Here is a 12,632-nt window from a genome sequence, read left to right as displayed (position 1 = left end):
TCAGCGGGTGGTGTAGTCCGCGTTGTAGCGCTCGAGGACGTCGGCGATCGGGGCGTCCAGCTTCAGGGCGCCCCCGTCGAGGTAGAGACCGCGCGTGCAGAAGCGACGCAGGTCCTTCTCGTTGTGACTGACGAAGAAGAGCGTGCGCCCCGCGGCGAGGAGTTCGTCGATGCGGCGGTAGCACTTCTCGCGGAACGCACGGTCGCCGACCGCGAGCACCTCGTCGACGAGGAGGATCGGCTCGTCCAGCTGCGACACGACCGAGAACGCCAGGCGCACCTTCATGCCGTTGGACAGGTGCTTGTAGGGCGTGTCGACGAAGTCGCCGATCTCGGCGAACGCGATCATGTCGTCGAACCGGCGCGCGACCTCGGCGCGCGGCATCCCGTGCAGGCCCGCCGTGAGGCGGACGTTCTCGCGCACCGTCAGGTCGCCGACGAAGCCGCCCGTGATCTCGATGAGCGGGGCCACGCCGCCGTCGACCTCGACCCCGCCCTCGTCCGGCAGAAGCACGCCCGCGACGAGCTTGAGCAGCGTCGATTTGCCCTGGCCGTTGCGACCGACCACCCCGATGGATTCGCCCGGCTGCACGCGGAACGACACGTCGCGCAGGGCCCAGAACTCGTCGGGACGCGAACGGCGCGCGGAGCCCGCGAACAGATCCTTCAGGCTCCGGCTGCCGCGACGGTTGCGGCGGAAGCGCACGCCGAGCCCCTCGACCTCGATGGCGGGTCGCGTCATCACAGCTCCTTCAGCACGGGACGCTCGAGCCGCGGGAACACGACCAGACCGATGGCCAGGATGCCGAGACTCACCGCCGCGCCCACGACGACGGTCAGGGTGTCCCACTGGTCGGGGAAGAACCCCACGCGATACAGGGTGAAGATGCCGGCCAGCGGATTGAACGCGGCGATGTCGGCGAACACCCCGGGGAGGTTGCCGACGCCGTAGATGATGGGCGAGGCGTAGAACAGCGCGCGCAGGACGAGGCGCGTGGTGCGCTCGAGGTCGCCGAACATCACGCACAGGGGGGCGACGATCAGACCGAGTCCGACCAGCAGGGTCGTCTGCAGCAGCACGGCGAGGGGGAAGGCGAGCAACGCCCACGACACCTGGGCTCCGCCGAAGACGGCGAACAGGGCGAGCACCGGCAGGGAGAACAAGAACTCGATGCCCTTGCTCAGCACGATCCGATTCACCCAGATCCACCGCGGGATCGAGGTCGAGCGCACCAGGCGGGCGTCCTTCTTGAACGCTTTCGTGAAATCGGTGACCGCGGAGTTGAACCACACCCACGGCAGCAGGGCCGTGATGAGGAAGACGATGTACGGATCCTCCCCCACCGATCGGTGGAAGACCTGGGTGAAGACGAACCAGTAGATGCCGGTCATCACCAGCGGGTCCAGCACCGACCACAGGTAGCCCAGGGCACTGGTCGAGTAGCGCACGCGAAGGTCGCGCGCCGACAGCAGCCACAGGGAGTGGAGCGAGCGCCGCACCGATCCGGGGGCGCCGACGGCGGCGGAGGTCACCACGGAATCCTACGCGGGCCCGTCATCCGAGCCTGGATGGAAGCTGCTCGGCCAGGGAGGGGGCGAGGGTGCGGGCGTAGGTGCGGGTCAGGTGGTTGTCGTCGCGATACACGGCCACGTTGCCGATCACGCCGACGCACAGGTCGTCGGGGCAGATCCAGGGCGTGAGGTCGAGCAGGTCGACGCCGGGACGCTCGAGCACGAGGGCGGGGTTCTCGTCGGCCAGCGAGGCCGCACGCGGGGTGGCGCAGTCGAGCGCATCGTCGGCGGCGATGACGCAGCCGTACATGTCGAACGCGAACCGCGGGTTGTCGCGCACCGCCAGGACCGGGATGCCGGCATCGCCCATGCGATCCACGAACAGCTCGATGCCGGGGCGCAGGACTTCGTCGTCCTCCCCCGCGTCGGAGCGCGTGACCACCGTCATGACGGCGTCGGGCACGACCCGCTCGACGAGCTCGATCGCCTCCTCGCGCCACGCGTCGCAACGCTCGTCCATGCCGGGTTCGGTGAGTCCCATCGAGCAGCCGCCCTTGATGAGACTCACGACGCCCCACCCGTTCTCCTCCGCCACGGGGAGCAGCGCCCCGGTGATCTGCTGCGCGTGCGAGTCGCCGATGACCGCGACCGTGAAACCGGCCCGGGCGGTCCGCGCGGTCTCGAAGCACGTGCCGAAGAGGATCTCGGTGTCGACGCTCCATCGCCCCGCGCACGGGTTCTCCAGCTGGGTCCACTCGTCGTCGAGGAGCGTCGGCACGGGCAGCAGTTCGGCATCGGCCGGGATCTCGGCGAGCGACGGATCGCGCAGCACCCCCGCACCGGGGTTGTCCCGCACGGCCTGCGCCTCGATCGCACGATCCTTCACCCACGTCGACACCTGCCAGGCGCCGAGGGGAAGGGCGACCACGCTCACGGCGACGGCGACCACAGCGAGCGGCACCAGGGGCGAGCTGTCCGTGCGCCGCCACGCTCGCACCGGTCGGTCCACCGCCCACGTCACGGCGCGCGCGAGCAGGAGCGACAGAGCGATGATCGCGGCACCGCCGACGAGACCGACCTCGACCCGGTCGTTGACGACTTGGAACGTCACGAGGATCGGCCAATGCACGAGATACAGCGCGTAGGCGTCGCGCCCCACCGCCTGCAGCGGGCCGGAGGACAACACCCGCGCCGGTCCCCGTCCCCCGTCGTCGCCGGAACCCGACACGACGATCGCCGCGGCGCACAGGACCGGCCACAGCGCGAGGAACCCCGGGAAGCCGCCGCGTACGTCGAGAACGGCGCCCAGGACGAGCAGGCCGCCGAGGCCGGCCCATCCGAGAACCGCCCGGGCGACGGCGTTCACGCGAACGTGGGGAAGGGCGACGACCAGGAGCGACCCCGCCGCGAACTCCCACAGCCGGGCCCCCGTGTCGAAGTACGCCATCTCCTGCGCCGCCGCGGTGCGCACGACCGAGTAGAGGAACGACATCGCGAAGACGACGCCGAAAACCGCGGCCACGACCCGATCCGGCGAGAGCCCGTGCCGACGCACGATGAGCTGGCAGAGCGCCAGCAGCCCGACCCACAGCACGAATGCCTGTCCCTGGACCGACATCGACCAGAAATGCTGCAGAGGACTCGGGATCTCGGTGCGGGCGTAGTAGTCCACGGCATCCGCCGCGAGCGCCCAGTTCTGCAGGTACGCGAGCGACGCCCAGGTCTGATCCCAGATCGCGCGCCAGGCGGTGGGCGGGTACGCGAGCCAGGCGAGGGCCAGGACGCCTGTGAGCGTCACCGCCGCGGCCGGGAGCAGTCGGCGGAAGATGCCGACCAGATGGCGGACCGGTCGGACGGGGGTCGGCCCCGCCATCCGCCGGACGAAGCCGCGCGTGAGGAAGAACGCCGACAGCATCAGGAAGACGTCGACCCCGCCCGAAACGCGTCCGAACCACACGTGATACGTGACGACGAGGAGGATGGCGACGGCGCGGAGGCCGTCGAGGTCGGGCCGATATGCCCAGCGCCCCTCGTCCGCCCGCCCGTCGATCGACGGGCGGGTCTGCGGGCGCAGCGTCAGACGCACGAAGCGGTCACGCGAGCTGGTTGTTCCACATCGACAACGCGGATCCGATGGCCATGTGCATGTCCAGGTACTGGTAGGTGCCCAGGCGTCCGCCGAAGTACACCTCGCTCTCGCCCTTCGCGAGCTCGCGGTAGGCGAGCAGACCCGAGCGGTCGTCCGCGGTGTTGACCGGGTAGTAGGGCTCGTCGGCGCGCGTGGCGAAGCGGGAGTACTCGCGCACGACCACGGTCTTGTCGGTCGGGTAGCGGTCGGCGCGCTCGGGGTGGAAGTGCTTGAACTCGTGGATGCGCGTGTACGGCACGTCGGCGTCGGCGTAGTTCATCACGCTGGTGCCCTGGAAGTCGCCGATCGGCAGCACTTCCTGCTCGAAATCGAGCGTGCGCCACGACAGCTCGCCCTCGGCGTAGTCGAAGTAGCGATCGACCGGTCCGGTGTAGACGACGGGGACCTGTCCGACGGTGTCCTTCTTGTTGAGCGGTTGCGACTCGTCGAAGTAGTCGGTCGACAGCTTCACCTCGATGTTCGGGTGATCGGCCATGCGCTCCAGCCACGCGGTGTATCCGTCGACCGGGAGACCCTCCCACGTGTCGTTGAAGTAGCGGTTGTCGTAGGTGTAGCGAACGGGAAGGCGCGAGATGACCTCCGCGGGCAGGTCCTTCGGGTCGGTCTGCCACTGCTTGGCGGTGTAGTCGCGGATGAACGCCTCGTACAGCGGGCGCCCGATGAGGGCGATGCCCTTCTCCTCCAGGTTCGCGGCATCCTTCGCGTCGAACTCGCCGGCGAGCTCCTGCACGAGCGCCTTCGCCTGGTCGGGCGTGTACGCGGCCTGGAAGAACTGGTTGATGGTGCCGAGGTTGATCGGCAGCGGGAACACCACGCCCTTGTGCGTCGTGTAGACGCGGTGGACGTAGGAGGTGAAGTCGGTGAAGCGGTTGACGTACTCCCACACCGTCGGGTTCGAGGTGTGGAACAGGTGCGCGCCGTACTGGTGCACCTCGATGCCCGTCTCGGGCTCGTTCGCGGAATAGGCGTTGCCGCCGATGTGGTGGCGACGATCGATGACCGTCACCTTGCGGCCCGCGGCGGCCGCGCGCTCGGCGATGGTCAGACCGAAGAAGCCGGAGCCGACGATGAGGAGATCCATGAAGAGGTGCGTCTTTCGTGTCGCGGACACGCGGAGAGCGATCCCGCGCCCCTTCAGTCTAAAGGGGCACCCCGCCGGGGCCTTCAGGGGCGGGTCAGCGACCGTCCGTTAGCATGGCTGACTGTCGTCCAGCGAGAAATGGGAGTGCATGAGCGATTCCTGGTGGGTGATCGTGATGCCGCTGATCATCTCGATCGTCGCTCTCGTCGTCCCCGGAATCGCCGTTCTCGCAGCCGGATGGGGCGTGCGGCGCCTGAGCATCCTGACCCTGGCACCCGTCGTCTCGATCGCGATCCTCGCCGTCGCCGCGATCGCCGCGCCCCTCGCGGGACTGTCGTGGTCGATCGTCCCCGTCGCGATCGTCACTGTCGTCGCCGCCGCGGCCGCCTTCGGGCTGCGCCGCTGGGTCGGTCGCGAGACGGAGGCGCCGACCTCCGCCCGGACGGCGCTGTGGGGCAGCCTGTCGCTGATCGGCGCGGGCGTCGTCATCGCCCTCCAACTCGCCTGGGTCTTCGGCGGTCCCGCGCACATCTCGCAGACCTTCGACGCGATCGTCCATCTGAACACGGTGGCGTTCGCCGTCGACACGGGCGACGCGTCGGCCTTCCACATCGGTCTCACCTCCGACATCGGGTTCTATCCCAACGGCTGGCACACGGTGGCCGCGCTCGCCGCCCAGGTGACGGGCGCGTCCGTGCCGGTCGCCGTCAACGCCGCCAACATCGCGCTCGCGGCGGTCGCCTGGCCGATCTCGGTGGTGGCCCTCAGCACCGTGCTGCTATCCGAGCGCACGGCCGTCGTCGTCAGCGCCGCGGCCCTGTCGACCGGGTTCGGCGCATTCCCGCTGCTGCTGATGTTCTTCGGCGTCCTCTACCCGAACGCCATGGGCTACGCGGTGCTCCCGGGTGGCGTCGCCGTGGTGGTGCACCTCCTGCGAGCGACCGGGTCGGCCGCTCGGGTGCGCGCCGCCGTTCTGTTGCTCGTGGCGGCCGCGGGCGTGGGCCTGGCCCATCCGAACGCGTTCCTGTCGATGGCGGCCCTGGGCGCGGGCATCGCCGTCGTCGAGCTGGTCGGCCGTGCGGTGCGGCATCCTTCCCGCCGTCGGTGGATGTCGACCACGGCGATCCTGCTGGCGCTGCTCGTCGTGCTCGGCGTGCTGTGGCGGGTCATGCGCACCAACGCCGAGATGTCGATCTGGGCGCCGTGGCAGACCACGGCCCGCGCGGTCGGAGAGGCACTGCTCCTCTCGCCGGGCGGCTACACGATCACCCTCACGGTCTCGGTGATGATCGCGGTGGGCGTCTTCGCCATCGTGCGCCGACCGCGCCTCCTCGTCGTCGCGGCGCCGATGGCGGTCGCGACGGTGCTCTTCGTCGTGGCTTCGGGCACCGCCGGCGGCAATGCGCTCCGCGAGTTCCTGACGAACCCCTGGTACAACGACTCCTACCGCCTCGCGGCGCTCCTGCCGGCCGCCGGCATCCCGGTCGCCGTCCTCGGTGCGGTCACGATCGCCGACGCCGTCGCTCGCGTCCTCGCGCGCGCCCGCGCCGGGCGCGTGCTGCGTGCGGCGGTCGCCGGGGTCGGTGTTCTCGCTGTGTTCTCCGTCGGGGTCAGCCCGAACATCCTCCGCACGGCGGCCGACGCGCGCGGCGCGTACGCGCTCGATGCCACCTCACCGCTGCTCACGAGCAACGAGGAGGCGCTGCTGGAGCGTCTGCCCGAGACCACCCCCGCCGACGCGGTGATCGCCGGCAGCCCCTGGACAGGGGCGTCCCTGGCGTACGCGATCGGCGACCGCGAGGTGCTCCGTAAGCACGTCTTCGGCGCGATCGGGACTGACGAGGAGTACCTCGACAACCGCCTGAGCGCCATCGACTCCGACCCGCGCGTGTGCGAGGTCGTCGACCGTCTGGGCGTCGATTACGTGCTCGACTTCGGCGCGCAGAACGTCTGGAACAACCCCGGCGTCGGCCTCGAGCGCCAGGGTCTGTACAACCTCTCACCGTCGGAGCATCTCGTGCTGGTCGACTCCGAGGGGCCCTCGGCGCGCCTGTTCAAGATCGAGGGGTGCTGACGTGTCGCGCGAGAGCACCGTCGCCGTCGCCTACGACTGCCTCTTCCCCTATTCCACCGGAGGGGGCGAGCGGCAGTACCGCGCGCAAGCCGTCGAGCTCGGTCTGAAGGGTCTCGAGGTCGACTACATCACCGCGACACAGTGGGACGGTCCCGTGCCGGTCGAGGACGGGTTCCGCATCGTCCCCGTCACCGGGCGACTCTCGCTCTATTCGGATGACGGGGTGCGGCGCATCCCCGCGGCTCTCCGCTACGCCACGTCGCTGTTCGCCGCTCTCGTCCGCCGTCGTCGCCGCTACGGCGCGGTCATCGTCAGCGCTCTGCCGATCTTCAACGTCTTCGCCGCCCGACTCGCGCTCGTGGGCTCCGGCACGAAGCTCGTCGTCGACTATCTCGAGGTCTGGCATCGTCGGCAGTGGGTCGAGTACTCCGGCGCGGTGACCGGCACGATCGCGTGGATCCTGCAACGCGCCGCCATCGCGATCACGCCGCTCGCGACGTGCCACTCCCAGCTCTCGGCCACCCGCCTGCGCCGGGAGGGCCTGCGCACAGCCCCCCTGGTCAGTCCCGGACTCATCGACGGAGCCGTCGAGGTCCCGCAGCCGGGTCCGGCAGCCGCCCCGCCGTACGTGCTCTACGTCGGTCGCCACATCCCCGACAAGCGCGTCGAGGTCCTGCCCGCCGCCGTGGCCGCGGCCCGCGAGAGCATCCCCGACCTGCGGCTTGTCGTGTTGGGCACCGGCCCGAGTACGGATGCCGTGCGCGCCGAAGTCCGCCGCGTGGGCGGCGAGGCCTGGACGCGCTTCCCCGGCTTCGTCTCGGATGCCGAACTGAACGACCTGCTCCATGGCGCAGCCTGCCTGGCGAACCCCTCGCGCCGCGAGGGCTACGGACTCGTCGTCGTCGAGGCCAACGCCCACGGCGTTCCCGTCGTGCTCGTCGCCGACGAGGGCAACGCCTCCACCGAACTCATCGACGACGGCGTCAACGGCGTCGTCTCCCCGACCACCTCGCCCGCCGACCTCGCCCGGGCCATCCGGGTCGCCGTCGACGGCGGCGACGACCTGCGCCGCTCTTCGCGCGCCTGGTACGACGCCGCCGTCGGCACCCGCACCATCCGCCGCACCGTGGAAGGGATCCTGTCGGCACTGCCGCTGCCGACACCCTCCTCGGTGAAGACGAAAGAAGACAGCCCGTGACCACTCCCGCTTCCACGGACGTCGAACTGACGATCCTCATGCCCTGCCTCAACGAGGCCGAGACCCTCGAGGTCTGCATCCGCAAGGCGCAGGGCTTCCTGCAGCGCAGCGGAATCCGCGGTGAGGTCCTCATCTCCGACAACGGCAGCACCGACGGCTCCCAGGCGATCGCCGAGGGACTCGGCGCCCGGGTGTCGCACGCCCCGCGCCGAGGCTACGGCGCGGCCCTCATCAACGGCATCGAACAGGCGCGCGGAACCTACGTCATCATGGCTGACGCCGACGACAGCTACGACTTCGAGAACCTCGAGCCGTTCGTGGACCGTCTGCGCGCCGGAGCCGACCTCGTCATGGGCAACCGTTTCCGCGGCGGCATCGCCCCGGGCGCCATGCCCCCGCTGCACAAGTACCTCGGCAACCCTGTCCTGTCGTTCATCGGCGAATTGTTCTTCCGTCCCGGCATCCGCGACTTCCACTGCGGCCTGCGCGGCTTCAACCGGGCGCGCATCCGTCAGCTCGACCTGCAGACCACGGGCATGGAGTTCGCCTCCGAGATGGTCGTCCGCGCCTCCCTCAAGCGCTACCGCATCGAAGAGGTCCCGACGACCCTGAAGAAGGACGGGCGGTCGCGTCCGCCGCACCTGCGCAGCTGGCACGACGGGTGGCGCCACCTGCGCTTCCTGCTCCTGTTCGCCCCGCGGTGGCTGTTCGTCTACCCGGGCCTGGTGGCGTTCTTCCTCGGCGCGATCGCGGTGGGGGTCCTCGCCTTCGGCGGGATCAACGTCGGCGGCGTCGGGTTCGATGTGACCACGATGGTCTACGCGAGCGCCCTGTGCGTGATCGGATTCCAATCGCTGCTGTTCTTCTGGCTGACCAAGCTCTATGCCACCCAGGAGGGGTTCCTGCCGACCAGTGAGCGCTATCGCCGCATCGTGGCGAAGTGGTCGGCCGAACGCGGACTTCTGATCGGTGTGGGCCTGTTCCTGCTCGGCATCGTCATCGGCATCGTCCAGGTCGTCCTGTGGGGCAGTCTCGACTTCGGCCAGCAGAACGCCGCTCAAGCGGTGCGCATCGCGGTTCCGAGCGCGCTGCTGATCATCCTCGGATTCCAGACCGCGATGATGAGCTTCTTCTCGGGCGTGCTCACGACGCCCCGGCGCGAGCAGCGCCCCGAAGCCGTCATCGAGAGCTGATCGCCGTGCGGATCCTCGTCGATCTGCTGGGCTACACCGGCGGTCGCGGCGGCACCGAGACGTACGTGCGCGAGCTCCTGCCGCGCCTCGCCGAAGAGATGCCGGACGCCGACTTCGTGGCCCTCACGGGGGCGTCCGGCGCCGCCGGCGTGCGGAAGTTCTTCCCGGGTGAGGTGCGCGTCGTCGAGTGGGTGGGCGACGGCCGGGCGTCGTGGGCGGCGGGTGAGATCGTCGCGGTCGAGCGAACGGCGAAGGCGATGGATGCCGACCTGGTGTGGAGCCCCGCGAACTTCGGCCCTCTGAGCGAAGGTGTCGTCCCCCGCGTGGTCTCGGTGCACGACGTCATCTATCACGAGGTGCCCGGGGAGGGCCTCGAACGCCTCGCGCGTGCGGTGACCGCGTGGCTCATGACCCGCACGGCGCGGACGGCGCGGGCGGTCGTCACCGTCTCCGCCACCGCGGCGAGCGCGATCCACGAGCATCTCGGCGTCCCGCGCGAGCGCATCACGGTCGTGCACAACGGCGGGTCCGACATCCGCGGGGTCGACGATCCCTGGCGCCTGCTCGCCCCGCTCGGCATCCTTCCCGGCAGGCCGGTGCTCCTGTCGACGGGCAACCGGATGCCGCACAAGAACTTCGCGGGTCTTCTCGCCGCCGTGGCTCGGATCCCCGCCGATCAGCGGCCCCTCACGGTCATCGGGGGAGGCGGAGCCGACGATCCACTGCGCCAGACGGTCGAGCGGCTCGGTCTCGCGGCCGACGTCGTCCTCCCGGGATGGGTGAGCGACGACCAGCTGCGCGCGCTCTACCAGGTCGCCGACGTCTACGCCTGCCCGTCCCTCACCGAGGGGTTCGGCCTGCCCGTCGTCGACGCCCTCGGCGCGGGAGTACCGGTCGTGGCCCACGACACCGCGGTGCTGCGTGAAGTCGGCGGCGAGTGGGCGCGCTACGCCGACGCGACCGACCCCGCCGTGTTCGCCCGGGCGATCCTCGCCGTCATGTCCCTCGACGACGGCGAGCGCGCGGCGCTGCGCACGGGCGGGCGAGAGTGGGCGGGTCGCTTCAGCTGGTCGGCTGCCGCCATCGCCCTCTCGGTCGTGTTGCGTCGCACCGCCGCGCGGAGGAATAGCCGTGGCTGAACCGGCGTCCCTGCGGTCGCGCCTGTTCGGCTTCACGCTCATCCCCGCGGTCGCGGCGGTATCGCCCCTCGTGGTCCTGCCGGCTGTCTCCCGCGCGGCTCCCGACGGTTGGTCCAGCGCGATCGCGGGCGAGTCGATCGGCACGTTCGCCGCCATCGCCGTGGCCTACGGCTGGACGACGGTGGGACCGGCCCTCGTGTCGATCGCGGCCGACGACGTCCGCCGCGGTCGCCTGTACCGCGACGCGCTCGTCGTGCGGCTGGCGACCTCGATCGTCGCCCTCCCCGCCCTCGTCGTGGTCTGCGCCCTCGTCGCCAGTCCCGGCTACGGCCTGCTCGCCGCCCTCATGGGACTGCAGGGGGCCATGATCGCCCTGTCGTTCACGTGGTTCTCGGTGGGCGTGGGCGACCCGCGCTCGATCCTCTTCTACGACGCGATCCCGCGGCTCGTGGTCGCCGTGGGATCCATGCTCGCCATCGTCAACGGCGCGCCCGTCGAGGTCTATCCCCTCGCCGGCATCGCCGTGACGGTCGTCGGGACGACGCTCTTCTCGCTGCGCCTGCTCCGCCGCTACCCGTCGGCGTGGCCGCCCGCCCGCGAGATCCCGGGACTCTTCCGTGTCGGGGCGCCGGTCGCTCTGAACGACGCCGCCCTGGGGGCGTACTCCGCGGTACCCACGCCCCTCGTGAACGTGCTGTCGGCGGGGACGGCCGCCTCCGGCTTCGCCTCGGCCGACAAGATGGCCAAGCTCGGCCAGTTCCTTCCGCTCACCCTCGCCAACGCCCTGCAGTCGTGGTCCGCCGAGGTCACGGGTCCCGCGCGACGGTCGCGGCTGCGCCTGGCGCTGCTGATGCACGGCGGCTTCGGTGTCCTCGGCATGCTCGTGCTCGGCTTCGCCGGTCCCCCCGTCAGCGCCCTCATGTTCGGCGAGCCGGCGGCGGCGCCGTTCGCGGTCTGCCTCGCGCTCGGTGTCGCCTTCGCCCTGTTCTCGCTCCGCACGTCGATGACGCGTCATGTCCTGTTCCCGGCGGGCGAGCAGCACGCGGTGATGCGCGCCACCGTGACGGCGACCGTCATCGGCATCCCTCTCATGATCGGTGCGGGGCTGCTTCTGGGCCCCGTCGGCGTCGCGGCGGGACTGGCCGTCACCGAGGCGATCTCCACGCTCATCCTGATCGGTCGCACGCGCCGCCACGTCGACCTCGTCGCCGCCGAAGCACCCACCCCGTGATCGCACCGACCGCACGAAGGACAGGTCTCGCATGACCGGCTCACCCGACATCGACATCGTCATCCCCGTGTACGGCGGGTGGGATTTCGTGCGCACCTGCCTGCAGGCGGCCACCCAGCAGAGCGTCGCCGCTCGGGTGATCGTGGTCGACGACCGCTCGCCCGACGATACGGCCGACCGCGTCGCAGCGGAATTCCCCGACGTCACCCTCATCCGCAACGAACGCAACCTCGGTTTCGCGCGCGCCTGCAACGCCGGTCTCGCCGCGGGCACGGCGCGTCTGGTGATGCTGGTGAACAGCGACGTCGTCCTCGAACCGGATGCCGTGGAGCGGGTGCTCACGGCGATGCCCGACGAGGCATCGCGTCGGGTCGGCAGCGGAGCGACCCTGCTCCTCGCCCCCGACGGCACCGTCGACTCCTACGGCATCGTCGCCGACGTCACCGGCGCCGGTTTCGTGCGGTTCCACGGGGCCGCGCTGCCGGCCGCCGACCCCGTTGACCCTCCCGTCCTCGGGCCCTACGGAGCCGTCGCCGTCTACGTCCGAGCCGCCCTGGACGAGGTGGGCCTGTTCGACACCAACATCTTCATGTACGGCGAAGAGCTCGACCTCGCGTTCCGCCTGCGTGCGGCGACGTGGACGTGCGTCGCGATCGAAGGGCCCCTCGGCACGCACCTCGGCGGGGCCAGCGCCGGCCGGGAGTCGGCTCGACAACGCCGCCTCTCGGGCTTCGCGCGCGGATACCTCCTGCGCAAGTACGGCGTGCTGCGCTCGCGCTGGGCGCTGCGGGCCCTCGCCGTCGAGATCGTGGTCAGCGGCGCGCGACTCGTCCTGCGGCGCGACGTCCTGTCGCTCCGCGGTCGATGGGAGGGCTGGCGCCGCGGCGCCGACGCGCCCCGCACCGCACTCCCCCTCGATGCCGTCGACGAGAGCATCGATCTGCGACAGTCCATGCGCATGCGCGGCGACCGCTACTGGGCGGAGCGTCCCGCCGCATCGCGCTGACGGCATCCGGATGCCGTCGAGACGGGCTCGACGCCCTGCCTATAGTCGAA

Annotated in this window: 10 protein-coding genes; 6 read left to right on the top strand and 4 right to left on the bottom strand. The window is 70.6% G+C overall.

Going from position 1 to position 12,632, the window contains the following annotated elements:
• Genes Q0818_RS10975 through glf form a run of 4 tightly spaced genes read right to left on the bottom strand, consistent with a single transcriptional unit; the run spans window position 1 to window position 4,741 of the window.
• The gene (locus Q0818_RS10975) at window positions 1–741 is read right to left on the bottom strand and encodes an ABC transporter ATP-binding protein (RefSeq protein WP_298874517.1); all 741 of its coding nucleotides are present in this window, start codon (window positions 739–741) and stop codon (window positions 1–3) included.
• Complete coding sequence (locus Q0818_RS10970) at window positions 741–1,532, bottom strand: ABC transporter permease (RefSeq protein WP_298874514.1); 792 nt, start codon at window positions 1,530–1,532, stop codon at window positions 741–743. Before Q0818_RS10970 ends, Q0818_RS10975 begins: the two co-directional genes overlap by 1 nt.
• A 22-nt stretch (window positions 1,533–1,554) precedes the next feature.
• Window positions 1,555–3,597 carry an acyltransferase family protein gene (locus Q0818_RS10965; protein WP_298874511.1) on the bottom strand — a complete coding sequence of 681 codons (2,043 nt, stop codon included), beginning with the start codon at window positions 3,595–3,597 and terminating at the stop codon, window positions 1,555–1,557.
• 7 nt (window positions 3,598–3,604) lie between these two features.
• Window positions 3,605–4,741 carry a UDP-galactopyranose mutase gene (gene glf, locus Q0818_RS10960; protein ID WP_298874508.1) on the bottom strand — a complete coding sequence of 379 codons (1,137 nt, stop codon included), beginning with the start codon at window positions 4,739–4,741 and terminating at the stop codon, window positions 3,605–3,607.
• 148 nt (window positions 4,742–4,889) lie between these two features.
• On the opposite strand from glf, the gene Q0818_RS10955 reads away from it, so the two are divergent.
• The 6 genes from Q0818_RS10955 to Q0818_RS10930 are packed head-to-tail and all read left to right on the top strand — an operon-like array spanning window position 4,890 to window position 12,582.
• Window positions 4,890–6,815, top strand: coding sequence for a DUF6541 family protein (locus Q0818_RS10955; protein WP_298874505.1), 1,926 nt, complete (start codon window positions 4,890–4,892; stop codon window positions 6,813–6,815).
• Between the two features lies 1 nt (window position 6,816).
• The gene (locus Q0818_RS10950; protein ID WP_298874502.1) at window positions 6,817–8,013 is read left to right on the top strand and encodes a glycosyltransferase; all 1,197 of its coding nucleotides are present in this window, start codon (window positions 6,817–6,819) and stop codon (window positions 8,011–8,013) included.
• On the top strand, window positions 8,010–9,206 hold the full coding sequence (locus Q0818_RS10945) for a glycosyltransferase family 2 protein (RefSeq protein ID WP_298874499.1): 1,197 nt from the start codon (window positions 8,010–8,012) through the stop codon (window positions 9,204–9,206). The genes Q0818_RS10950 and Q0818_RS10945 overlap by 4 nt, the downstream gene beginning before the upstream one ends.
• Before the next feature lie 5 nt (window positions 9,207–9,211).
• A complete protein-coding gene (locus tag Q0818_RS10940; RefSeq protein ID WP_298874498.1) occupies window positions 9,212–10,345 on the top strand; it encodes a glycosyltransferase family 1 protein in 1,134 nt (377 codons plus the stop codon).
• Window positions 10,338–11,576 (top strand): hypothetical protein, encoded by a 1,239-nt coding sequence (locus tag Q0818_RS10935; RefSeq protein WP_298874497.1) that lies wholly within the window; start codon window positions 10,338–10,340, stop codon window positions 11,574–11,576. Before Q0818_RS10940 ends, Q0818_RS10935 begins: the two co-directional genes overlap by 8 nt.
• 31 nt (window positions 11,577–11,607) lie before the next feature.
• A complete protein-coding gene (locus Q0818_RS10930) occupies window positions 11,608–12,582 on the top strand; it encodes a glycosyltransferase family 2 protein (protein WP_298874495.1) in 975 nt (324 codons plus the stop codon).
• The last annotated feature ends 50 nt before the right edge of the window (window positions 12,583–12,632 follow it).

The sequence above is a fragment of the uncultured Microbacterium sp. genome (genome assembly GCF_947489255.1).
In the GTDB taxonomy this organism is placed as follows: Bacteria; Actinomycetota; Actinomycetes; order Actinomycetales; family Microbacteriaceae; genus Microbacterium; species Microbacterium phycohabitans.
Note: the sequence above shows the minus strand (reverse complement) of the source record. Positions and strands in the feature narration are given on the sequence as shown.

Bases quoted from the DNA above. Each gene is read 5' to 3' on its own strand.
- Q0818_RS10975 (WP_298874517.1), bottom strand. From the start codon at position 741: ATGACGCGACCCGCCATCGAGGTCGAGGGGCTCGGCGTGCGCTTCCGC.
- glf (WP_298874508.1), bottom strand. From the start codon at position 4,741: ATGGATCTCCTCATCGTCGGCTCCGGCTTCTTCGGTCTGACCATCGCC.
- Q0818_RS10955 (WP_298874505.1), top strand. From the start codon at position 4,890: ATGAGCGATTCCTGGTGGGTGATCGTGATGCCGCTGATCATCTCGATC.
- Q0818_RS10930 (WP_298874495.1), top strand. From the start codon at position 11,608: ATGACCGGCTCACCCGACATCGACATCGTCATCCCCGTGTACGGCGGG.